Source organism: Streptomonospora sp. PA3 (genome assembly GCF_009728995.1).
In the GTDB taxonomy this organism is placed as follows: Bacteria; Actinomycetota; Actinomycetes; order Streptosporangiales; family Streptosporangiaceae; genus Streptomonospora.
Map to the genome: position 1 here is coordinate 170,223 of NZ_VTZW01000007.1, position 23,146 is coordinate 193,368.

22 protein-coding genes are annotated in these 23,146 nt (G+C 73.9%); 16 read left to right on the top strand and 6 right to left on the bottom strand.

Annotation, left to right across the window (positions count from 1 at the left end; translation table 11 throughout):
• The first annotated feature begins 74 nt into the window (after positions 1-74).
• The gene (locus FZ103_RS05375) at positions 75-806 is read left to right on the top strand and encodes a PIG-L deacetylase family protein (protein WP_343233388.1); all 732 of its coding nucleotides are present in this window, start codon (positions 75-77) and stop codon (positions 804-806) included.
• A 57-nt stretch (positions 807-863) separates the two neighbouring features.
• On the opposite strand, the gene FZ103_RS05380 is transcribed toward FZ103_RS05375, so the two are convergent.
• Positions 864-1,508 carry a LysE family translocator gene (locus FZ103_RS05380; RefSeq protein WP_155999329.1) on the bottom strand — a complete coding sequence of 215 codons (645 nt, stop codon included), beginning with the start codon at positions 1,506-1,508 and terminating at the stop codon, positions 864-866.
• 193 nt (positions 1,509-1,701) lie between these two features.
• Here FZ103_RS05380 and FZ103_RS05385 point away from each other — a divergent pair, with 193 nt between their 5' ends.
• Entirely contained in the window at positions 1,702-2,367 is a 666-nt protein-coding gene (locus FZ103_RS05385; protein WP_155999330.1) for an HAD family hydrolase, read from the top strand.
• Positions 2,368-2,546: 179 nt separating this feature from the next.
• Entirely contained in the window at positions 2,547-2,951 is a 405-nt protein-coding gene (locus FZ103_RS05390; RefSeq protein WP_186355847.1) for a hypothetical protein, read from the top strand.
• On the opposite strand, the gene FZ103_RS05395 is transcribed toward FZ103_RS05390, so the two are convergent.
• Positions 2,952-3,290 carry an MmcQ/YjbR family DNA-binding protein gene (locus tag FZ103_RS05395; protein ID WP_222936519.1) on the bottom strand — a complete coding sequence of 113 codons (339 nt, stop codon included), beginning with the start codon at positions 3,288-3,290 and terminating at the stop codon, positions 2,952-2,954. It lies immediately after the preceding gene.
• A gap of 143 nt (positions 3,291-3,433) precedes the next feature.
• Here FZ103_RS05395 and FZ103_RS05400 point away from each other — a divergent pair, with 143 nt between their 5' ends.
• Positions 3,434-4,438, top strand: a complete 1,005-nt coding sequence (locus FZ103_RS05400; RefSeq protein ID WP_343233389.1) for a Gfo/Idh/MocA family oxidoreductase — start codon at positions 3,434-3,436, stop codon at positions 4,436-4,438.
• On the opposite strand, the gene FZ103_RS05405 is transcribed toward FZ103_RS05400, so the two are convergent.
• A complete protein-coding gene (locus FZ103_RS05405; protein WP_186355848.1) occupies positions 4,417-5,382 on the bottom strand; it encodes an AraC family transcriptional regulator in 966 nt (321 codons plus the stop codon). The two genes, FZ103_RS05400 and FZ103_RS05405, sit on opposite strands and share 22 nt — an antisense overlap.
• 330 nt (positions 5,383-5,712) lie before the next feature.
• Between FZ103_RS05405 and FZ103_RS05410 the strand changes: the two genes are divergently transcribed.
• Positions 5,713-6,585, top strand: coding sequence for a hypothetical protein (locus tag FZ103_RS05410; protein WP_155999331.1), 873 nt, complete (start codon positions 5,713-5,715; stop codon positions 6,583-6,585).
• Positions 6,586-6,719: 134 nt separating this feature from the next.
• Here FZ103_RS05410 and FZ103_RS05415 read toward each other — a convergent pair whose 3' ends face one another.
• Positions 6,720-8,096, bottom strand: a complete 1,377-nt coding sequence (locus FZ103_RS05415; RefSeq protein WP_155999332.1) for a dicarboxylate/amino acid:cation symporter — start codon at positions 8,094-8,096, stop codon at positions 6,720-6,722.
• Between the two features lie 149 nt (positions 8,097-8,245).
• The gene (locus FZ103_RS05420) at positions 8,246-8,818 is read right to left on the bottom strand and encodes a CGNR zinc finger domain-containing protein (protein WP_155999333.1); all 573 of its coding nucleotides are present in this window, start codon (positions 8,816-8,818) and stop codon (positions 8,246-8,248) included.
• Between the two features lie 81 nt (positions 8,819-8,899).
• Between FZ103_RS05420 and FZ103_RS05425 the strand changes: the two genes are divergently transcribed.
• From FZ103_RS05425 to FZ103_RS05435, 3 genes are all read left to right on the top strand, one after another.
• Positions 8,900-9,724: an alpha/beta fold hydrolase gene (locus FZ103_RS05425; RefSeq protein WP_186355849.1), complete on the top strand. Its 825-nt coding sequence runs from the start codon at positions 8,900-8,902 to the stop codon at positions 9,722-9,724.
• Between the two features lie 89 nt (positions 9,725-9,813).
• Positions 9,814-10,581, top strand: a complete 768-nt coding sequence (locus FZ103_RS05430; protein WP_155999334.1) for an SDR family oxidoreductase — start codon at positions 9,814-9,816, stop codon at positions 10,579-10,581.
• A gap of 32 nt (positions 10,582-10,613) precedes the next feature.
• On the top strand, positions 10,614-11,543 hold the full coding sequence (locus FZ103_RS05435) for a ribonuclease Z (protein WP_155999335.1): 930 nt from the start codon (positions 10,614-10,616) through the stop codon (positions 11,541-11,543).
• A gap of 22 nt (positions 11,544-11,565) precedes the next feature.
• On the opposite strand, the gene FZ103_RS05440 is transcribed toward FZ103_RS05435, so the two are convergent.
• Positions 11,566-11,982 carry a VOC family protein gene (locus tag FZ103_RS05440; RefSeq protein WP_155999336.1) on the bottom strand — a complete coding sequence of 139 codons (417 nt, stop codon included), beginning with the start codon at positions 11,980-11,982 and terminating at the stop codon, positions 11,566-11,568.
• 89 nt (positions 11,983-12,071) lie between these two features.
• Between FZ103_RS05440 and FZ103_RS05445 the strand changes: the two genes are divergently transcribed.
• From FZ103_RS05445 to FZ103_RS05480, 8 genes are all read left to right on the top strand, one after another.
• Positions 12,072-12,653 (top strand): TetR/AcrR family transcriptional regulator, encoded by a 582-nt coding sequence (locus FZ103_RS05445; RefSeq protein WP_155999337.1) that lies wholly within the window; start codon positions 12,072-12,074, stop codon positions 12,651-12,653.
• 95 nt (positions 12,654-12,748) lie between these two features.
• Positions 12,749-14,503, top strand: coding sequence for a thiamine pyrophosphate-requiring protein (locus FZ103_RS05450; RefSeq protein ID WP_155999338.1), 1,755 nt, complete (start codon positions 12,749-12,751; stop codon positions 14,501-14,503).
• Positions 14,504-14,778: 275 nt separating this feature from the next.
• Positions 14,779-15,165, top strand: a complete 387-nt coding sequence (locus tag FZ103_RS05455) for a VOC family protein (RefSeq protein ID WP_155999339.1) — start codon at positions 14,779-14,781, stop codon at positions 15,163-15,165.
• A 1,255-nt stretch (positions 15,166-16,420) separates the two neighbouring features.
• Positions 16,421-17,716: a hypothetical protein gene (locus FZ103_RS05460; RefSeq protein WP_343233390.1), complete on the top strand. Its 1,296-nt coding sequence runs from the start codon at positions 16,421-16,423 to the stop codon at positions 17,714-17,716.
• A 1,892-nt stretch (positions 17,717-19,608) separates the two neighbouring features.
• Positions 19,609-20,631 (top strand): tyrosine-type recombinase/integrase, encoded by a 1,023-nt coding sequence (locus FZ103_RS05465; RefSeq protein WP_255429773.1) that lies wholly within the window; start codon positions 19,609-19,611, stop codon positions 20,629-20,631.
• A 43-nt stretch (positions 20,632-20,674) separates the two neighbouring features.
• Positions 20,675-21,475 (top strand): exodeoxyribonuclease III, encoded by an 801-nt coding sequence (locus tag FZ103_RS05470; protein ID WP_343233391.1) that lies wholly within the window; start codon positions 20,675-20,677, stop codon positions 21,473-21,475.
• A gap of 67 nt (positions 21,476-21,542) precedes the next feature.
• On the top strand, positions 21,543-22,325 hold the full coding sequence (locus tag FZ103_RS05475) for an alpha/beta fold hydrolase (protein ID WP_155999342.1): 783 nt from the start codon (positions 21,543-21,545) through the stop codon (positions 22,323-22,325).
• Positions 22,326-22,413: 88 nt separating this feature from the next.
• The gene (locus FZ103_RS05480; protein ID WP_155999445.1) at positions 22,414-23,055 is read left to right on the top strand and encodes an HAD-IA family hydrolase; all 642 of its coding nucleotides are present in this window, start codon (positions 22,414-22,416) and stop codon (positions 23,053-23,055) included.
• The last annotated feature ends 91 nt before the right edge of the window (positions 23,056-23,146 follow it).

The window sequence follows — 23,146 nt, forward strand, 5'->3', positions numbered from 1 at the left end:
ATAGGCTTGCCTGGCCGGCGGCCCTCGGTGCGGGGCCTCCGGCCGCCGACTGCGCCCAGTGTGAAGGGACCACCGTGACCGAGCAGCTCCAACCCATGCCCGAGGACTGGCAGCGCGCCCTGGCCATCGTCGCCCACCCCGACGACCTGGAGTACGGCGCCGCCGCGGCCGTGGCCTCCTGGATCGACGGCGGCCGCGAGGTGGCCTACGTGCTGGCCACCCGCGGCGAGGCCGGCATCGCCACCATGGACCCCGCCCGCGCCGCCCGGGTGCGCGAACGCGAGCAGCGCGCCAGCGCCGCGGTCGTGGGCGTCTCCGCGGTGGAGTTCCTCGACCACCCCGACGGCGTCATCGAGTACGGACCCGCGCTGCGCCGCGACCTGGCCGCCGCGATCCGCCGGCACCGCCCCGAGCTGGTCATCACCCTCAACCACCGCGACACCTTCGGCCCCACCGCCTGGAACACCCCCGACCACAAGGCGGTGGGCCGGGCCGCACTGGATGCCGCCGCCGACGCCGGCAACCGGTGGATCTTCCCCGACCTGCTGGAGGAGGGGCTGCAGCCCTGGGAGGGGGTGCGCTGGGTCGCCGTGGCCGCCTCGCCCCAGGCCACCCACGCCGTCGACGCCGGACCCGGCATGGAGCGGGCGGTGCGCTCGCTGCTGGAGCACCGCGCCTACATCGACGCCCTCACCGACACCGACCCCGAGACCTACGTCCGCGACTTCCTCACCTGGGCCACCCGGTCCGCGGCCGAACGCTTCGGCGGCCGCCCCGCCGTCGCCTTCGAACTGTTTCCCCGCTGACCCGGGACGCCGCGCCCCGCGGCCCCGGGCGCCGCACACCGCCCGGGGCCGCGGGCCTCAGCGGGTGTCGGCGGCCAGGCGCACCGCCAGCCCGGCGAAGACCGCGCCCGAAAGCCCGTGCAGCCACCGCTGCACGGCGGGTCGGCGGCGCACCAGATCGCCCAACCGCCCCGCCGCAAGACCGCAGGCGCCGTCCACGCCCAGCCCCACGACGATGAACAGCGCCCCCAGCACGGCGAACTGCCCGCCCACGCTGCCCTGGGCGGGGTCGATGAACTGCGGGAAGAACGCCAAATAGAACACGATCACCTTCGGGTTGGCCAGGTTGGTGGCCAGCGCACGCACGAACACCCGCAGCAGCGGCGCCGAAGACGCCCCTCGCACCCCGGCCGCCGGATCCGCCGGCAACCGCGCCGCGTCCCGAAACGCCAGCACGGCCAGCACCACCAGGTAGCAGGCGCCCACCAGCCGCACCGCGGTGAAGGCGGCCGGGAAGGCCTGCAGCAGCGCGCCCAGACCCAACGCCGCCGCGGCGGTGTGCACGGCCAGTCCGGCCGAGACCCCCAGCGCCGCCAGCAGCCCGGCGCGCGGCCCCCGTGCAAGGCCGGTGGCGGTGATGAACAGCATGTCGGGCCCGGGAGCCACCGACATCACCAACGCGGCCAGGCAGAACGCCGCGGCCACCTCCGGTTCGACCAGCATCCGCGCCCCCCGGTTCTGCGTCCCGTCGCCGCGCGCCTGTCCACGGCGCGCCGGCGGGAGCCTACCGGCGCCGATCCGCCCGCACACCCGGTTTTTCGCCCGCTCTGGACCCGCCGACCCACCGGCCGCGGGTCCGACACCGTCTGCGATCCTGGGCCCTCAAGACCGTGCGACACGCGAAGGGCGGGCGGCCATGGCGACACCGCGCGCGGTGGTCTTCGACTGGCGCGGCACACTCGCCGTGACCCTGACCGAGCAGGAGTGGGCCGCCGCGGCACTGCGGCGGGCCGGCCGCACCCCCTCGCCGGCGGCGGTCGCCGAGGCCACCGCCCGGCTGCAGTCGGCTCCGGAGCCGCAACGGCTGGAGGCCGAGGGCCTCGACACCGACGCCGCCCTGCACCGCCGCGTCTACCGCCGGATCCTGGCCGAGGCCGGGTTCGACGAGGAGCTGGCCGCGGCCCTGTATGCCGCCGAGTCCGACCCCGCGCTCAACCCCTTCGCCCTCGACGCCGCACCGTGCCTGCGCGCCCTGTCGGCGCGCGGCGTGGCCGTGGGCGTGCTCAGCGACATCCACGTCGACATCCGCCCGGCCTTCGCCGCGGCCGGCCTGGAGGACTGCATCGACGCGTTCGTGCTCTCCTTCGAGCACGGCATGCAGAAACCCGACCCCCGCATCTTCCGCCTCGCCGCCCGAGAACTCGGCGTGGCACCGCACGAGGCGCTCATGGTGGGCGACCGGGCCGGCCACGACGGCAGGGCGGTGGAGGCGGGGATGCCCGCGCTGCTGCTTCCGCCGCTGCGCTCGGTCCAAGACCGCCGGCTGCACCTGGTCGAGGCGCTGCTGAGCGCCCCGGCCTGAGCCCCCGCAGAGCGCGGGCCGATCGCACCCCTCTCCGGTCGGGGAAACCGGGGCGCCGGCGCGCCGGCGCCGCACGGATCCTCGGCACCCGCGCGGCCGCGGCGGTGTGGCCGCAGCGCCGCACGGGCACAAGCCCGGTGGACACCACCTGTCGGCCCCAGCACCGCAAGGAGACCCGCATGCTCGTTCCCCGCGCACTGGGAGCGGTGACCATCGCCTTCAGCGCCGCCATCATGGCCCGGCCCCGCTTGATGGCCGGGCCCAGCGGCCACGCCCGGCCCGACGGGCACGTCCCCCGCGACATCAGACTGCTCATGTACGCCATCGGCGTGCGCGACATGGCGCTGGGCGCCCTGATGCTGTGCGCGCCCAACCCGCCGGCCATGCGCGCGGCGGTCACCGCCCGGGTGGCCTCCGACCTCGGCGACCTCGCCGTCTTCGGCACCCGCCTGCCCCGGGCCCGCCAGCGCGCCGCCGTGGGCGCCGCCGCGGCCGGCTGGGCGGCGGTGTGCGCCTACAGCCTGCGCCACATCCCCGCCGACCCGCCGCCCCGGCCCCGGCGGCGGCCGCGGCGCCGGGGCTAATCAGCCGGCGTCGAACTCCCGGCGCAGCCGCACCGGCGCCTTGCTGCGCCAGGCCTCGGTGACCAGCTCGGCCAGCTCCGCGCGCGCCACACGCTCCAGGTCGACCAGGACCATGCCGTAGCCGTCGTAGTGGGCGGTGGTGAAGAACGCGGGATCGCCCGAGGCCAGCAGCGCCTCCTTCTCGTCCAGGGCGCACACCAGCGCCAGGCCGCCCTCGGCCTCGGTGCGCAGCCGCGCCAGCAACCGGTCGCGCACCTTCAGCGCCGGCGTGCCATAGGAGGTCGACTCCTCGGTCTCGGGCAGCGCGCACGCCATTTCCACCACATTCTGCCAGCTCACCGCCACGGCCCCTCCCCTCGACCGGCGACGCCCGCCGAGCGCCGAGGCGACGACGATGCCACGGCCCAGCGGCGGTGTCCAGGCACCACCCGGCCCGCCACCGCACTCGCGCGGCCCCGCCGGCCCTGGATTAGGCTGCAGCGGTGACCAACCACGATTCCCCCCAAACCCCCATCCGGTGGGGCATCCTCGGCACCGGGGCCATCGCCCACCGCTTCATGACCGGACTGCGCGCCCTGCCCGACGCCGACGTCACCGCCGTGGGCTCGCGCAGCGACGCCACCGCCCGCCGCTTCGCCGAGACCTGGGGCATCCCCCGCGCCCACGCCTCCTACGCCGACCTCGCCGCCGATCCCGGCGTCGACGTCGTCTACATCGCCACCCCCCACAACGTCCACCACGAGGCCACCCTGCTGTGCCTGGACGCCGGCCGCCACGTGCTCTGCGAGAAACCGCTGGCCGTCAACGCCGCCGAAGCCGCCGCCATGATCGAGGCCGCCCGCCGCAACGGGCGCTTCCTCATGGAGGCCATGTGGACCCGCTTCGCCCCCGCCACCGCCCGGATACGGCGACTCGTCGACGAGGGCGCCATCGGCGAGGTGCGCATGGTCACCGCCACCATCGGCGCCCGCATGGACTACGACCCCCACGGCCGCCTGTTCTCCCCCCACCTGGCCGGGGGAGCGCTGCTGGACGTGGGCGTCTACCCCCTCGCCTTCGCCTCCCAGTTCCTCGGCGGCTTCACCGACATCCAGGCCCAGGCCACCAAGGCCCCCACCGGCGTCGACGCCCAGGTCGCCATGGCGGTCACCGGCCGCAACCAGACGCTGGGGCTGCTGGGCTGCTCGATCGAGGCGCCCATCCCGCGCCGGGCCGACATCGTCGGTACGCGCGGCAGCATCGCCCTGACCGACTGGTACAGCCCCACCGGCTTCGTCCTGCACCGCGACGGCGCCGACGAGGAGGTCTTCGACTTCCCCCACCATGCCAACGGGTTCGAGCACGAGGCGATGGAGGTCCACCGCAGCCTGCGCGCCGGCCGGACCGAGAGTCCGCTGATGAGCTGGGAGGAGAGCCTGCGCATCGCCGAAGCCCTCGACACCGTCCGCGCCCGCATCGGCGTGTCCTACCCCGCCGACCAGCGCTGAGCCGCCGCGTTCAGGGGATCCGCGCGGCGGCGGTGCTGGTCGGGGCTGAGCCCGTGCGCCCGCTTGAACGCCGCGCTCAGCGCGAACGGGGTCGCATAGCCCACCCGACGCGCCACCGCGGCCACCGTCGCCCCCGGCTCGCGCAGCAGCTCGGCCGCCAGCTCCAGCCGCCAGGCGGTGAGGTAGGCCATCGGCGGCTCGCCCACCGCCTCGGTGAAGCGGCGCGCCAGCGTCGCCCGCGACACCCCCGCGGCCGCGGCCAGTGCGGCCACCGTCCACGCCTGCTGCGGCGACTCGTGCAGCAGGCGCAGCGCCGGCCCCACCACCGGATCGCCCTGGGCGCGGTACCAGCCCGGCGCGTGCCCGGCCTCGGTGAACCAGGCGCGCAGCACCGAGATCGCCAGCAGGTCCAGCAGCCGGTCCAGCACCACCTCCTGGCCGGGCTCGTCGCGGTCGAGCTCGGCGTCGATGGCTCCCGGCAGCGGCGACGACCAGCCCTGCTCGACCACGGCCACCGGCGGCAGCGCGCTCAGCAGCCGCCGGCCGATGCCGCCGCCGGCAGGGTAGGTGCCCACCAGCATGCGCGCCGCACCGCGGGGGCTGTCGCCCCACAGCCGCGTCCCCAGCCCCAGCCGCTCCGACAGCGGCTCGCCCGCAGGCGTGGTGCAGCGCTGGCCCGGGTGGATGACGATCCTCGGGTCGGTGGCGGGGGAGTCGGCGAAGGTGTAGGGGTCGGGCCCGCGCATCAGGGCCGCACCTCCGGGCGGCACCCGCCGGGGCTCGGCCCCCTCACCGGTCACCCACACCCGGCCGCGGAGCACGGCCACCAGCGACAGGGGCGCCCCGTCCTGCACGCGCACCGCCCACGGCGGGTCCATGGCCACCCGCAGCAGGAACCCGCCCCGCGCGCGGGGGCCCTCCAGCAGAGCGGCAAGGGCGTCCACACCGCCAGATTAGCCGCCCCGTTCCCGACCGCCGGCTGAGGAGGCACGACGCCGTGCGCGGCGCCGGTTTCGGTCGCGACGATGCCGCCCGGTGCGGGCACGCGCGCGAGGTGATCGCCGCCGGAGTGGTTTCGGCAGGCTGCGGGCTTATGCGCAGGTCACCGGGTTCACGGGGGTCACGTCGCTTCCGGTGCGGCGCTTGCGCTCCCCGGGGGCGACCGCCGTTGTGCGCCGATTCGGACACGCACGGTGATCACAGACCGGACCGAACGTGCGCGGATTTCCGCGAATGCACCCCCGACCTGCACCGACTCCCGATAGCTTCACGCCATGCCGTCCATGGAGCACGAGATGCCGATCGAGTTCCTGCACAACCGCCCAGAACTGGCGGCCGCCCTGCTGGAACGCTCCTTCGGCGTCGCGGTCCCCGACTACGACGAGGCCCGCATGGCCGCGGCCGACTGCACCGACAACCAGCCCAAGGAGTACCGCCCCGACGGCGTCGTCGTGCTCAGAAACGCCGGCCTCGACCGCCTCGCGGTCGTCGTGGAGATCCAGCGCGCCCAGGACAAGCGCAAGCGGTTCTCCTGGCCGGTCTACCTGGCCACGATCCGCGCCCGCCTGCGCTGCCCCGCGGTGCTGCTGGTGGTGTGCCACGACGCCGCCACCGCCAAGTGGGCCGGCGAGCCCATCGACATGGGCCACCCCAACTGGCACCTGCTGCCGCTGGTGCTGGGGGAGGACCGCGTGCCCGTGGTCACCTCGGTGGCCGACGCGGTCGCTCTGCCGGAGTTGGCGGTCCTGTCGGCGCTGGCGCACGGCGACGAGGAGAAGGAAACCCTTCTGGCCTGCGCCGAAGCGCTGGATTCCCTGCCGGGCGACGTCTTCAAGCTCTACCATGGCTATTTGAAGACGGCACTGACCGGCGCCGCTCGACGGAATTGGGACGAAATGGTCAAGACGAGCGAGAAGTTCGAGAACGACTTCGGCCGGAAGTACGAGGAGCTGGGCGAAGCCAAGGGACTGGCCAAGGGGCTGGCCGAGGGGAAAGCCGAGTCTGTTTTGCGGATCCTCGCCAAGCGGGGCGTTGCGGTCTCGGCCCGGGCGCGCGAGCGCATCGCCTCCTGCTCCGACCTCGACCAGCTCGACGCCTGGCTCGACCGCGCCCTGGTGGCCGACTCCGCCGACGACCTGTTCACCTGAGACCCTCCCCGAGGCCGCCGGAGGGGTTGAACGCTCCCCCCTACTCCCGACGGCGGCCGCCGCCAGCGGTCGGCGGCGCGCTTGTGCCAGGCGCCGCCGACCGCCCGGTCGCCACCTGCGCCGACCGGAATCGCTCAGGTGCCCGGGCGCTCACCGGGCTCACCCGGCGGTCCATCGGCCGGCCCTCCGGCGGGCGCGGCGGCCTCGTGCGCGCCCGGTGGCGGGGGATCGGCCGCCGCACCGCCCGAACCGCCGCCGCTGTCGGGGTCGTGCACCATCCCGCGCTCGGTGCGGGCGATGATGCGGGTTCCGGTCAGATCGCCGGTCACGTTGCACATCGTGCGCACCATGTCCAGGATCGCGTCGATGCCGGCGACCAGCGCCACCGGGGCGAAGGGCAGGCCCGCCTGGCTCACCGCCAGTGACAGCATGATCAGCCCGGCGCCGGGCACCCCCGCGGTGCCGATCGAGGCCAGCACCCCCACCAGCACCACCATCAGCAGCTGGGAGAGGGTCAGTTCCACCCCGGCGACGTTGGCGACGAACACCGTGGCCGCGCCCACATAGATCGCGGTGCCGTCCATGTTGACGGTGGCGCCCAGCGGCAGCGTGAACCCGTAGACGCCCTCGTCGACGCCCATGCGCCGCGCCGCGCGGGTGGAAACCGGCAGGGTGCCGCTGCTGGAGCGGGTGGCGAAGGCGGTCACCATGGGGTCGCGGGCGGCGCCGAAGAACCGCCGCAGCCCGATGCCGAACAGGGCCAGCAGCGCGGCGTAGACGCCGATCTGCACGGCCACCCCGCCGTAGACGACCGCGGTGAGCTTGGCCAGCGGCACCAGCGCCCCCACGCCGGTCTCGGCCATCACCGCCGCGATCAGCGCGAACACGCCCACCGGGGCGTACTGCAGCACGCCGCGCACGATGAGGAACACCAGCTCCATGCCCGCGTCCACGCCGCGGCGCACGAACTCGCCCAGGCCGCGGATGCGCTCCTCGGCGCTGTCGCGCATGAACGCCAGCGCGATTCCGGCCGCGATCGCCGCGAACATCACCGCCAGCACGTTGCCCTCGGCCAGGGCCGCGAAGGGGTTCTCGGGGACGACCCCCAGCAGCGTCTCGGCCAGCGGCGGCGCCTCCTCGGGCCGCTGCTCGGCCTCTCCGGGCGCCTGCAGGCCCGCGCCGGGGGAGACGGCCAACGCCAGCACCAGCCCCACGGTGATCGCCAGAGCCGAGGTGACCAGGTAGAACACCAGCGCCTTGAGCCCGATGCCGCCCAGCCGCGCCGGGCTGATGGAGGAGACGCCGGCGATCAGAGTGACCACCACCAGCGGCATCACCAGCATCTGCAGCAGCCGCAGGAACACATCGCCCAGCGGCTGCAGCGCGGCCGCGGGCTCGCCGACGATCAGGCCCGTGGCCGCGCCCGCCACCAGCGCGATCGCCAGCTTGTAGATCAGGGGGAAGTCGAGGTAGCGCCGCCACAGCGACCTCCTCGACGGTTGGTTGGCCATGTCTCACGCCGTCCTTTGCGCTCGTCGGACCCGGCGGCGCATCACCGCCTGAAGGGGTGGGTTCCCCGAGCGACGAGGCTGCCACCCTGAGCCACCGCATCGCTACCCGACCTTGACACGCGGCGGCGCAGCGGGGCGAACGGGACGGCTCAGGACGCGGAACCCGGCTCGTTCCTGCGGCTGCGGTAGGAGCGCATCTTGTGGCGGGCCCCGCAGACGGCCATGCTGCACCAGCTGCCGGAGTTGGCGGGGGAGCGGTCGTAGAAGACCCACCGGCACTCCGGCGCCGCGCACACCTTCAGCCGGGCCCGGGCCCCGGCGAGTTCCGCGGCGGCCAGGGCCGCCAGCACCGCGGCGGCCACCCCGTCGGCGCCCGCGCCGCCCTCGGGCGCCAGCCGGGCGGTGTCGCTGCCCGGACTCCAGCGCGGAGGACCCAAGAGCCGGCGGGCCTCGGAGGACAGGTGGGCACGGGCATCCGCGGCGCGGGCGGAGTGGGCCTCCAGGTGGTCGCGCACCGCCTCGCGCAGCCGGCGCAGGCGCTCCAGGTCCTCCTCGCCCGGATCCCGCGGCGCGTCGGCGCCGGGGAGCCGGCGCTCGCGCATCCACGCCCGGGCCGCCGCCGCATCGCCGAGGGCGTCGCGGCCCCGCAGCAGCTCGGCGGTGTTGCACAACGCCTCGACCAGCTCCAGACCGCCCGGTGCGGGCGGGCGCGCGTCCACCATGCCCCCGAGGTTACCGTCATGCACGGTCTAGTGGTAACGTTACCGCCATATCCGAAAAGCTGGTAACGAAAGGGGAGGGCCGTGGCCGGCACCGAACTCACCGAGACCTTCGACGCCCCCAACGGCACCATCGCCTGGCGGCGCACCGGCAGCGGCCCACCCGTCGTCCTGCTGCACGGCACCCCCTTCTCCTCCCGCATCTGGGACGACATCGCCGCCGCCCTCAGCACCACCCGCACCGTCTACCTGTGGGACATGCCCGGCTACGGCGACTCCGCGATGCACCCCGACCAAGACGTCAGCCTGCCCGCCCAGCAGCGCGCCTTCACCCTCCTGCTGCAGCACTGGGGCCTGGAGCGGCCCGCCGTCATCGCCCACGACATCGGCGGCGCCGTCGCCCTGCGCGCAGCCCTGCTCGACGGCGCCGCCTACAGCCGCCTGGCGCTGGTCGACGCGGTGAGCCTGCGCCCCTGGGGCAGCGACACCTTCCGCCTCATCGGCGCCCACCCCGAGGTCTTCGCCGCCCTGCCCCCACCGCTGCACCAGGCCCTGGTCGAGGCCTACATCGCCTCGGCCGCCCACCGCCCCCTGCACCCCGACCGGCTGCGGGAACTCGTCCGGCCCTGGCTCGGCGACTCCCGCCAAGGCGCCTTCTACCGCCAGATCGCCCAGGCCGACCAGCGCCACACCGCCGAAATCGAAGACGACCTGCACCGGCTGGCCATGCCCGTCACCGTCATCTGGGGCCAAGCCGACACCTGGCTGCCCCCCGAAACCGGCCGCCGCCTGGCCCGCGCCATCCCCGGCGCCGACCTGCACACCGTGCCCGGCGCCGGACACCTCATCCACCACGACGCCCCCGCCCAGATCACCGGCCTGCTCACCGCCTTCCTCACCGCCGACTGAACCCGCGGGACAGGGGAGAGGCGGCACCCGCCAGGCCCCGGGAGAAAACCGGATGCGCCCCGCACCGGCGCGGGCGAGGATGAGCCGACATGGACGCCCACACCCGCACCCGCCCCCTGGCCCTGGTCACCGGAGCCGGACGCACCACCAACATCGCCGCCGCCACCGCCCGCACCCTGGCCGCCCGCGGCTGGGACGTCGCCTTCACCTACTACCGCGCCTACGACACCCGCATGCCCTGGGGCCCCGAAGAAGGCGCCGCCCGCGCCCTGCACACCGCCATCACCTCACACGGGGTGCGCGCCCTGGGCGTGGAGGCCGACCTGTCCGACCCCGACGCCCCCCAGCGGCTGCTCGCCGCTGTCCACGACGAACTCGGCCCCGTCACCGCACTCATCCTGGCCCACTGCGAATCGGTCGACTCCGGCCTGCTCGACACCACCCTCGACAGCTTCGACCGGCACTTCGCCGTCAACACCCGCGCCGCCTGGCTGCTCATCCGCGAATACGCCCACCGCTTCCCCGGCCCCCACGGCAGCGGCCGCATCATCGCCCTCACCAGCGACCACACCGCCCACAACCTGCCCTACGGCGCCAGCAAAGGCGCCCTGGACCGCATCACCCTGGCCGCCGCCACCGAACTCGCCCACCTGGGAATCACCGCAAACGCCCTCAACCCCGGCCCCGTCGACACCGGCTGGATGAGCCCCGAACTCGCCGAGAAACTGCGCCGGGGCACCCCACTGGGCCGCCTGGGCACCCCCCAGGACACCGCCGAACTCATCGCGTTCCTGTGCTCCGACCGCGGCGGCTGGGTCAACGGCCAGCTCATCCACAGCAACGGCGGCCTGTCCTAACACCCGGCCCGCCGACTGGCAGGATGAGGACCATGTCCGCACGCGAACTCCTCGTGCTGGGCACCTCCAGCGCGGTGCCCACCCCGCGCCGCAACCACAACGGCTACTTCCTGCGCTTCGACACCCACGGCATCCTCCTGGACCCCGGCGAAGGCACCCAACTGCAGATGCGCCGCGCCGGCCTCACCGCCCACGACATCACCCGCATCTGCCTCACCCACTTCCACGGCGACCACTGCCTGGGCCTGCCCGGCGTCATCCAGCGCATCGCCCGCGACGGCGTCCCCCACACCGTCCACGCCGCCTTCCCCGCCGACGGCGCCCACTACTGGCGCCGCCTGCGCAACGCCACCGCCTTCACCGACACCGCCGACATCCGCGAACACCCCCTCACCGGCGACACCGCCCAGCCCGCCGGCGAAACCGATCTGCACATCCAGGCCCGCGCCCTGCACCACTCCATCACCTGCTACGGCTACCGATTCGCCGAACCCGACGGCTGGAGCCTGCAACCCCGCCTGCTGGCACACCACGGCATCAGCGGGCCCGCCGCCGGCGAACTCAAACGCCGCGGCCACGTCACCACCCCCGACGGCCGGCGCGTGCACCTGCACGAGTGCGCCGTGCCCCGACGCGGCCAGGTGGTGGCCTTCATCCTGGACACCGCCCCCTGCCCGGCGGCCGAGGAACTCGCCCGCGGCGCCGACCTCGCCGTCATCGAATCCACCTACCTGCACAGCGAACACGCCCTGGCCCGGGCCTACGGCCACCTCACCGCCGCCCAGGCCGGAGCCATCGCCGCCCGGGCCGGCGCGGCGACCCTGGTCCTGACCCACTTCTCCGAGCGCTACGAACCCGGCGACGACGCCCGGTTCCGCGACGAGGCCGCCACCGCCTTCACCGGAGACATCGTGGTGGCGTCCGACCTCCAGCGCATCGCCCTGCCCAAACGCCGCCGCTGACCGCCCCCGCCCACCGCGGGCGTCACAACCCGTGGGCCGCCAGCCACTGCGGATCCGGCGCCACCTGCTGCAGCACCTCCACCACCACCCCCTCCGGGCCCAGCACCTGGCAGCGGCGCTGCCCCCAGGGCTCGGTGACCGCCTCCAGCGCGAACTCCACCCCGGCCTCGGCCAGCCGCCGGGCCTCGGCGTCGACGTCGGCGACCAGGAACGCCACCAGCGCCCCCGACACCTGCCGCCCGCGCACCGCCTCGGGCCAGGACTCGTGGTCGCTGCGCACGAAGTCCAGGCTCACCCCCGGCAGGTCGGCGCAGGTGGTGTTGACGTACCAGCCGATGTCGACGTTGACGCCGAACCCGAAATGCTCGGCGAACCACGCCGCGCACCCGGCCGGATCCCGCACCGACAGCGCGAACCCGATCATGTTCTTGGCCTGCATGTCCGAACCCCTCTCCGAATCAACTACAGCCACAGTACTATGAACGTACTACTACACGCACCGTGGTTTTTCGGACGAGGAGCCCCGCCATGGCCAGAACCAACCACCCCCGCCGCCGCGCACTCCTGGACGCCGCCATCGACGTCCTCGCCGACCACGGCGCCCGCGGCCTCACCTTCCGCGCCCTCGACACCGCCGCCGCCCTACCCCCCGGCACCGCCTCCAACTACTTCCCCGACCGCGACACCCTCCTCGCCCAAACCGGCGCCCACATCCACACCCGCCTGGCCCCCACACCCCAGCGCATGGCCGAACTCTCCACCCCCGCCCCCACCCGCCACGCCGTACGCACCGCCATGCACGACCTCTTCGACCGCGTCAGCCGCGACCGCTCCGGCTACCTCGCCCTCCTCGAACTGCGCCTGGAAGGCACCCGCCGCCCCGACGTCCGTCACACCCTCACCCACGCCATCAGCACCGCCATCACCGACAACATCGACTTCCACGTCGAGGGCGGCTACCCCGGCGGCCGCACCACCGCCATCGCCCTCTACCTGGCCATGAGCGGCCTCATCGTCGAACACCTCACCCTGCCCGACGCCTGGCAGAACCCCGGCTTCCCCCAGATCATCGACGACCTCGTCGACACCCTCGTCCCCGCCGACCCCTGAGACCGACCACCCGCACCACCCCACCCCGACGACACCCCCGCAACCCCCGCACCCTGCGCAAACACCACCCACCCAGCAATGCTTGACTAGGCCCCATGAGCACCGCGCCCTACACCACCAGCACCGCATTCCTCGAAGCCCTCACCGAAACCGGCGTCGAATACGTCTTCGCCAACCTCGGCAGCGACCACCCCGGCATCGTCGAGGCCTACGCCCACGCCAACGCCAACGGCGACGCACACCGCTTCCCCAAGATGATCATCTGCCCCCACGAAAGCGTCGCCTTCTCCGCCGCCCAGGGCTACGCCCAACTCACCGGACGCCCCCAGGCCGTCATCGTCCACGTCGAATGCGGCACCCAGAACATCGGCGGCATGCTCCACAACGCCGCCAAAGGCCGCACCCCCGTCCTCGTCTTCGCCGGCGCCTCACCCTTCACCCAATACGGCGAACACACCGGCAGCCGCAACGAATTCATCCAGTGGATCCAAGACGTCCACGACCAGCGCGGCATCGTCCGCGGCTACACCAAATACGACAACGAGATCCGCACCGGCGCCAACGTCAAACAACTCGTCCACCGCGCCATGCAGATCGCCACCAGCCAACCCGCCGGCCCCGTCTACCTCGTCGGCGCCCGCGAGGTCATGGAGGCCCGCCTCGACCCCGCCGAAGCCAACGACCCCCGCTACCACCTCAACCGCACCGCCCCCATCGCACCCGCCGCCCTCGACCCCCGCACCACCGACACCATCGCCCGCGCCCTCACCCACGCCCGCAACCCCCTCATCGTCACCTCCTACCTCGGCCGCGACCCCCGCGCCGTCACCCAGCTCCAGCGCCTGGCCGAACACCTGGCCATCCCCGTCCTCGAATCCGTCCCCATGCGCCTCAACTTCCCCGCCGACCACCCCCTCCACGCCGGCTACCAGTGGAACACCCAGGAACCCACCCCCGCCCTCGCCGAAGCCGACACCGTCCTGGCCGTCGACACCGACGTCCCCTGGATCCCCCTGAGCAACCCGCCCCGCCCCGACGCCCGCATCTTCGTCATCGACACCGACCCCCTCAAAGAGCAGATGCCGCTGTGGCACGTGCCCGCCGAGATCTTCGCCCGCGCCGACGCGGCCACCGCACTCGACCAGCTCGCCACCCGCATCGACGACACCGGACCCGCCGACCCCGACGCCGTCGAGGAGCGCCGCAGCCGCCTGAGCGCCCACCACGACCGGCGCCGCCAGGCCCTCGCCGAGAACGAGCAGCCCCACCCCCCCGCCATCACCCCCCAGCACCTCGTCGCCCAACTGCGCGACCTGCTCGACACCCTCGACGACGACACCATCGTCCTGACCGAAGCCATCTCCAACTACCAGACCGTCAACGAGCACCTGCGCGCCACCCGGCCCGGCAGCCTCATCGGCTCCGGCGGCGGATCCCTGGGCTGGCACGCCGGCGCCGCCATCGGCGCGAAGCTCGCACACCCCGACGCGCTCGTCGTCAGCCTCGTCGGCGACGGCTCCTACCTCTTCGGCGTGCCCGCCTCGGCGCAGTGGGTCGCCCGCCGCTACAACACGCCCACCCTCACCGTCATCTTCGACAACCGCGGCTGGAAATCCCCCAAACTCTCCACCCTGGGCGTCCACCCCGACGGCGCCGCCGCCACCCACGACGACTTCAACACCGGATTCGACCCCGAAGCCGACCTCCCCGGCATCGCCACCGCCGCCGGAGGCGCCTGGGGCCGCACCATCGACCACCCCGACCAGGTCGCCGACACCCTCAAGGAAGCCGTCGAGGCCGTACGCGCCGGCCAGTCGGCCGTGGTCAGCGTCCACGTGCCCAAGGTCTGAGCAGGCGGCCGGCGAACCCGCGCCGACGCGCCCGGCGGGGGAGCGGCGGCAGTCACCGGGGAGCCCGGGGATCGCCGGACGCTGCGATCACACAGCGTGACTGCCCCGACGGCCGCCGCGCCAGGGCAGGGGAGCGGCGCCCCGGTGCCGGATCCCCGGCCGCCCGGCCGACCGCGGAAAACGCGTTGAGAAACCGCGCGGCGCCGTGATCGGCTGCTGGGCGTACACGCCCCCGGATACGGCGGGCACCCCTCAGTGGACCGGGAGACCCCGACATGACCAGCGCATTCACCGAGCTCGCCATCGACTGCGCCGACCCCCGCGCCCTCGCCCGGTTCTGGTGCGCCGTCCTGGGCTATGAGGTGCAGGAGGCAGACGAGGAGATCGTGACGATCGGTGCCCCCGCGGCGGCCGCGAGCGCGGACCGCCCCGGCCCGGTGCCCCCCGTACTGACGTTCGCGCGGGTGCCCGAACCCAAGACGGTCAAGAACCGGGTGCACCTCGACGTCCGCCCGTCCGACGGGGATCAGGACGACGAGGTCCGACGCCTGCTCGGCCTCGGAGCCCGATACGCCGATGTCGGCCAGGGTGCGGAGAGCTGGGTCGTCCTGGCCGACCCCGAGGGCAACGAGTTCTGCGTCCTCGCGGGGCGCCGCCCCTGATCGTCGATGCGCCACAGGCCGCTCCTGGAAACGGCGGGGGCGCCGCTTGCCAGGCACCCGCCGGGAGGTCCGGAGCCGGCTGGCACTGAGATTGCGGCGATGGGGCCGGGGTGCGCGCAGGGCCCGCCCGTCACCCGCCACCGCCCCAACGGAGGCGCTTCGCGCCACGTACTTATGCAGGGCAGGCTTGCCGCCGAGCGCACGCTGGATTCATGAGGTGGAGCCGCGCCACCGGTGGCGGGCCCTCGACGCACTCGGCGCAAAGGTGCACCGGCGCGCGAGTGGGATTCGCGCGACCCGGCCCGATCTTCTCAAGCAGGGCGTAGCCGAAGCGTTCCGCGGTTCGTGCCGGCGTTTCCGTCCGGAGCCGCTGCGGCGGCGCACGCGGCTGGTAATGCGGCTGCTGACCGGCGCGGCCGCGGCTCCGGCGGGGTTGGCCGTGCCGAAGCTGTTCGGCGCGGCGGAGCCGGAGTGCAACAGAGCGCGAGGGCAGGGTGGGGAGAGCGGTCGGCGCCGTTACTTTACATAATGTGCATTATCGGCGCTTCGGATGCGGGCACCGAGAGGAGCTCGTATGTGTCCGCCACCGCCGAAACATCTACGAAGCGCCGCACACCGGCAGCCCCCGCCGACGCGCCCGGCCCCGGCGGATTCGCCGGCCCGCGGCCGAACTGCCACGCCGCGCGGACATGCGGCGCAGATCCGCATACGGCGCCATATGTCGCCAATCGCGCAGGCGCGCGGCAGGAAGGTCCGCGCGGATGCCCGACGCACTGCCGGGCCGATGTACGCGGCCTTGGAAGCCGGATGTGCCGGCGGTGCGGCCTGCCGATCCATCCCGATGCGTCCGGACGCCGCAGGCGGCCTCGCACAGGCCGGCCGCGGGCGCTCCCGGTACCGGCACACCGATCCCCTCTGCGCCCGATATGAGTAATTTTCATGCATAAAATACGTTATGCATCATTCGTCGGTTCCGGCGGGTTCCGGCTGACGCAGAGTTCGGCGGAGTCCCCGCACCGCTGCACCCCGCCAGCCCCGGCACCGCAACTCCCGCACCCCGCGAAGCGACGCCACAGGGCCCGCCACACCCCCGCACGCGCCGGCCCCTCCCCGACACGGCCGTGCCCCCGACCCGGCGACGCCTACTCCCCCGCCCGCGTTGACCGCGACACGCCCCGACCCCGCTATCGGCCACAACCGGTCACCGCGCCCGCAAACACCTGCAATCCGCTCCAGCTCAGGCGATCCTCAAAGGGTGTCCAACAGCACCAGCACGTCCCCGCAGGGCGAGGCCCGCGACGACTCCGCGCCGCGCCCGGCCACCGCCACCGAGCGCACCGCCGCACCGGCCCCGCCGGCGCGCCGCAACCGCCTGGTCGGCGTCGACGTCGCCCGCGGCCTGGCCGTCCTGGGCATGTTCGTCGTCCACGTCGGACTGGGATGGAGCCTGGGCAACGGCACCAACCCCCTCACCGACCTGGTCTCCGGGCGCTCCGCCGCCCTGTTCGCGCTCCTGGCCGGAGTGTCCATCGCGCTGCTCTCCGGCGGATCCGCGCCCGCCCCCGGCCGCGCCATGGGCGTGGCGCTGTGGCGGGTCGTCATCCGCGGCCTGATCATGCTGCCTGTCGGTGTGGGGCTGACGATGCTGGACACCCCCGTCTCGGTGATCCTCGCCTACTACGCCGCCTTCTTCGTTCTCGCGGTGCCCTTCATCGACGAGCGCTGGAAGGTCGTGGCCGGTACCGCCGCCGCCCTCGCCGCCGCCGGCCCGGTGGCCTCGTTCTGGCTGCGCGGCATGATCGACGACGGCGCCCTCACTCGCCCCGTCGCGCTGATCAACGCCTACGACCCCCTCGTCGCCCTCTCCGGCAGCGGCCTCGTCGACCTGCTGCTGACCGGCTCCTACCCCGCTGCGACCTGGCTGCCGTTCGTGCTGGCGGGTCTGGCCATCGGCCGCCTCGACCTCACTTCGATGCGCGTGCGCGCCTGGTTGACGGCCGCCGGCGCCGCCCTGGCCGCTCTCGGCTACGGGCTGTCCTGGATCGCGATGAACCTCATGGGCGGCCGGCAGCGCCTCGAAGCTACCTACAGCGCCGAGGCCATGGCCGACCACGGCGGCTACAGCAGCACCGCCCAGGCGCTGGAGCACGGTTTCAGCGGAACGGTCCCGGTCAACGACTGGGTCTGGCTGCTGACCGCTCTCCCCCACAGCGGCACCCCGCTGGAGATCGCCGGAGCCGGCGGAGTGGCCATCACCGTGCTGGGCCTGTGCCTGCTGGCCGAACGCGCTCTGCGCTGGATCGGCTATCCCCTGGCGGCCGTGGGCGCCCTGGCGCTGACCGTCTACGTCGGCCACGTCCTGCTCATCTGGGTCGCCGAGAACGACCTGTGGCAGGGCACGGTTCTGCAATGGGCCACCGACTACCTGGCGCTGACGCTTTTGATCGGATGCTTGGCCGGAGCCTCGGCCTGGCGGCTGACCGTGGGCCGAGGTCCGCTGGAGTGGCCCCTGCACATCGTCTCCTCCTGGGCGGCCAAGCGGATTCCCTAGTGTCGATGCCGTTTAGCGCCGGTGCCGTTCCGATCATCCCTCCGGCCCGGGGCTGATGACCGGTCGCCCGACGCGGCGACGGTCGGTGTGGGCGGTCTGGGCGGTCATCGGTTGCCGGGAGCGGATGACCGGTCGCCCGAGGGAGACAGCCGACGGAGGCGGCGAGGGCAGCGCAAGGCTCGTACCTGCGCCGATCGGTGCCGGTGCCCGCCGGTACGGGATGCGACGAGGGCGGCGACGGCTGGCGGTGGTTGCGCCCGCGCCCATCGGTTCGGGTGCCCGCCGGTGCGGCAGGTGACGGGGGCAGCGACGGGCGGTGGTGGGGCCGCCTTCGTCGTGTTCAAGGAGTCGGTCACCACAGGAGGTTGCGGCAATGGGGCTGTGATGCGCGAAGCGCGGTGCGCCAGCTTGCCGCCGAGCGCACGGTCCATGTTTGCGCCGGAGGTCCGCCACCGGTGGTGCGGCTCCGTCTGACGGGTGCAGCGTGCGCTCGGCGGCAAGCTGTGACCGCGCTTCGCGGGGCGCACCCATTGCCGCAGCCTCGGTGGTGGCCGCCCCGGGGGGTGCCCGGTGGGTTCCTGGAAAGCGGCGCCCCCGCCCTTCTGACACACGGCTCGGGCGGGCTGTTCCGGGCATATCGCCTCGCGTTCGGGCGACGATGCCCGCCGATGGCGCGCGGTGAGGCTGCGCGGCGCACCCCAACCCCGGATCTTCCGGGATGCGGAAGGAAACCGGGGTGGTTTGCCCGCAATGCCCGGATGCGGTGGGAGGTGGCGGCGGCCGGGCGCCACGAGGTGCGCGTTTGGATCGCTTCGGGCGCGGACCCCCGGTCCAAACGCCATGATCATCGCCGATCCCGGCCGCGCGGGCCGCTCCAGCGCCCCCGCATACCGGACATCACGGGAGAAATCGACGCCGCCGACGGTCCTCCGCGCGGCCGGAGCCCGCCCGGGCGATCGCGCGGCGCGTCTCGTCACCCCATCGCCGCCCCGAAGGCGCCGAATGTCGGGGTTCCGTGTCCGGTTCCCGCGTCGAGGGTGTCGGTGGGGCCACGCTCGGCGCCGAAAGCGGCGTCACGGACACCCTCGACGCGACCGGGGCCAGAGCGAGCTAAATTAAATCGGGCATTCGGGGTTTCGGGTGGGGGTGCGCAGGCGCCGAGGCCCACCGGAACACCCCCCGGCGCGCCGCCCCCGTCGCCCACCGCCACCGGCGCCCACCGGGACCGATCCCCGGGGCCTGAGCCCTGCGCGGTCGTCGCCGCTTCGTCGGATGATCGGCCATGCGCCGACCTCGGCCGGTGGCCGCCGGCCCGGACCCCCGCCGCCGCCCCTCGTCGCGTGGGCCACCGGCGGGCACCCGCACCGATGGGCGCGGGCTGAGCCCACCGCCGCCGTCGCCGCCTCGTCGGGTGATCAACCATCCGCTATCGGCAACCGGTGATCGCCGACCCGGACCCTCACCGCCGTCGCCGCCCCCGTCGCGCGTCACCGGCGCCCACCCGAACCGATCCTCGCGGGCCGAGCCACCCGCCGCCGTCGCCGCCCCGTCGGGCGACCCGCCATCCGCCTCCAGCAACCGGTGACCGCACAGCCCGAACCCCCGCCGGCCGTCGCCGCCCTTCGTCTCCTGGGCCACCGGCGGGCACCCGCACCGATGGGCGCGGGCTGAGCCCACCTCCGCCTGCGCTCACCCGAACCGATCCACGCGACGCGGACCCCCACCGGCCGTCGCCGCCCCTCGCCGCATGCCTCACACGCCTCGCCGACCCCGCAGCCGCCTGGATCACCGGCCAGGTCCCCACCGTCGACGGCGGCCTCGACCTCACCTGAACCCCGCCACACCCGACCATCCCACGTGTGCACGCCCGCGACATCGGCAATCCTTCAACCATGACCGCAGACGACACCCGACCCGCCGCCCGCACCACCATGCGCGTCGCCGACGCCATCGACGAATACCTCACCGCCCGCCAGCCCCAGAAGCCCTCACCCCACACCATCGCCGCCTACCGCCGCGACCTGCACACCCTCCTCGACCACCTCGCCCGCGCCGAGCGCTGCCGACCCGAGCGGCTCCACCTCGCCGACCTCACCCCCACCCTCCTGCGCCACGCCTTCGCCGCCTTCGCCGCAGACCGCGCCCCCACCAGCGTCACCCGCGCCTGGTCGACCTGGAACGGCTTCTTCGGCTTCCTGGTCGCCCACAACCTCACCGACGGCAACCCCATGCCCGCCGTCCCCCGCCCCCGCACCAAACCGCACCGCCCCAAGCCCCTCATCGGCGAAGACACCCCCGAGAAACTCCTCGCCGCCCTCGCCGCCGGCTGCCGCCGCGCCCGCGACCCCTGGCCCCAGCGCGACTTCGCCGTCCTGGCCCTCGCCCTGCTGACCGGGCTGCGCTCGGCCGAAATGCTCGACCTGACCATCGACTCCCTCGGCGGACGCCCCGGGGAACGCCGCATCCGCGTCCACGGCAAAGGCGACACGACACGCTCCCTGCCCATCGAGCCCCCGCTGGAAGCCCTCATCGACGACTACCTCGCCAGCCGCGCGGCCCGCTTCGGCCGCACCCCCGCCGGCGGCGACCCCCTGCTCGTCGACAACCGCAACAACGCCCTGCGCCGCGGCGGCCTCCAATACCTCGTCCGCCAGTGCTACAAGCACGCCGGGGTCAACGACCGCGTCGCCCGCGGCACGCTCGTCCACGCCCTGCGCCACACCTTCGCCACCCGCCTCGCCGAAGACGGCGCCTCGGTCACCGAGATCATGCACCTCCTCGGCCACGCCGCCATCACCTCCTCCCAGACCTACATCGACACCACCGCCGCCGCCCAGCGCGACGCCGCACGCTCCAACCGCACCTACACCGCCCTGCGCGACCTCACCGAGACGCCCTCAGCGCCCACCGGCTGAACCCCCGCCGCCCCCGCCCGGCCGATTGACTACGCTTGCCCACGTGTCCACGACGATCTCCACCGTCAACGTCAACGGGCTGCGCGCAGCAGCACGCAAGGGCTTCCTCGCCTGGCTCGACTCCAGCGACGCCGACATCGTCTGCCTGCAGGAGACCCGGGCCCGCCCCGACCAGCTCCCCGACGCCCTCACCCACCACCCCCGCTACCACCTGCTGCTCGCCCCCGCAGACGAACCCGGACGCAACGGCGTGGCCCTCTACACCCGGACGCCGCCCCAGGCCCACCGCATCGGCTTCGGCGCCCCCGAATTCGACACCGCCGGCCGCTACCTCGAAGCCGACATCGGAGACCTCACCGTCGCCAGCCTCTACCTGCCCTCCGGCGACGCCGGCACCCCCCGCCAAGACGCCAAGCACCGCTTCATGGACGCCTTCCTGCCCTACCTCGCCCGCCGCGCCCACGACACCACCGCGCGCGGCCGCCACCTCCTCGTCTGCGGCGACCTCAACATCGCCCACCACACCGCCGACCTCAAGAACTGGCGCAACAACCGCACGCACTCCGGCTTCCTCGACCACGAACGCGACTGGTTCACCACGCTGCTCGCCCGCACCGGCTGCCGCGACGTCGTCCGCGCCCTCCACCCCGACCAGGACGGCCCCTACACCTGGTGGTCCTACCGCGGCCGCGCCTTCGACAACGACGCCGGCTGGCGCATCGACTACCACCTGGCCACACCCGACCTCGCCCACCGCGCCAAGGACGCCCGCGTCGAGCGCGCCCCCGCCTACGACCAGCGCTGGTCGGACCACGCGCCCGTCACCGTCACCTACGCACCATGACCGCACACCTCGCAACCGACCCCGCCGCGCACTCCCCCGCGCGCCGCACACACCTGAAAGGCCGCCCATGAGCCTGCCGATCGTCCTGGTCCACGGCCTGCGCTTCTCAGCGAGCATGTGGCGCCCCCAAGTCGACCGGCTCACCGGGCAGGGCCGCCGCGCCATCGCCTGCGACCTGCCCGGGCACGGCAGCCGCCGCGGCGAGGACTTCACTCTCGACGGCGCCATCGAGGCCGTCACCGACGCCATCGACAGCCTCGGCGGCCGCGCCCTGGTCGTGGGGCTGAGCCTGGGCGGGTTCGTCTCCATCGCCACCGCCGCGGCCTGTCCCCACAAGACCGCCGGGCTCGTCGCCGCCGGGTGCACCGCGCGCCCCGCCCAGACGCTCGCGCAGGTCTACCGGATCCCCACCGTGCTGCTCGACCGCCTCCCCGACAAGGGCCAGGCCGTCAACGAGCGCTTCCACCGCCTCACCCTGGGCGACGGCGCCCAGGCCGCCCTGGACGGGGGCCTGGCGATGGAGGCCGCCCGCGCCGTCATCGACCAGGTCGCCGACATGGACGTGCTCGCTTCGCTGCGCGCCTATCCCGGGCCCGTATGGCTCATCAACGGCTCCCGCGACCACTTCCGCATCCACGAGAAGCGCTTCCTCGACGCCTGCGCCGACGGCCGCCTGCTCAACCTTCCGCGCGCCGGCCACCTGGTCAGCCTCGACCAGCCGGACAACTTCACCCGCGTCATCGCCGACGCCGCCGACGTGGCCTCGCTGCGGCCGCCCAACGCCGCGCCCCGGCATCCGGGCACGACACCGATGCTGGAGGATCCCACCCGCCAGGACCCCGCCTCTTGATCCGCTCTGCTGGTGTGCGGGGCGTGGCCGGGGCCACACCGCTCATCGCCCCCGCCGGGGGTGGGCCCTGCCTAGACTCGCCGACGTGATGATCAGTGCGCAGGCGCTCCTGTTCGACATGGACGGCACACTCGTCGACTCCGGCCCCGCCATCGAGGAATGCTGGGCCCAGTGGGTCGAGGAGTACGGTATCGACCGCGCGCGGTTCGCCGAGGTGATCGGCCACGGCATCCCCGCGCGCCAGATCGCGGCCCGGTTGCTGCCCGCAGAGGAGGTCGCCGCCGCCACCGACCGCCTGGAGCAGTTGGAGATCGACCGGGCGCCCAGTCTGCGGGTGCTGCCGGGCACGCGCGAGCTGCTGGCGTCGCTGCCGGACGAGTCCTGGGCCATCGTCACCTCGTGCACGCGTCCGCTGGCCGAGGCGCGGGTCAAGGCGGTGGGCATCGACCCGCCGATGCTGATCACCGCTGACGACGTGCGTGCGGGCAAGCCCGATCCCGAGCCGTATCTGCTGGCCGCCCGCCGCCTGGGCGCCGATCCGGCCGGCTGCGTGGTGTTCGAGGACGCGCCGGCGGGGCTGGCCTCGGCGCGGGCGGCCGGGGCCCGCACCGTGGCGGTGACCACGACGGCTCCGGCGGCCGAGCTGGACGCCGATGTGGTGGTCGCGGATCTGGAGTCGGTGGAGTGCGCTCCCGCGGGGTCGGTGCTGAGCGTGCGCATCACCGTGTGAATCCTTGCTGCCCCGGCGTCGTGGCGGCATGGGTTCTCTCCGCCCGCGCGCGGGTCCCGTCCGCGGCCTGGGGCGGTTGACCTGGTGTGTC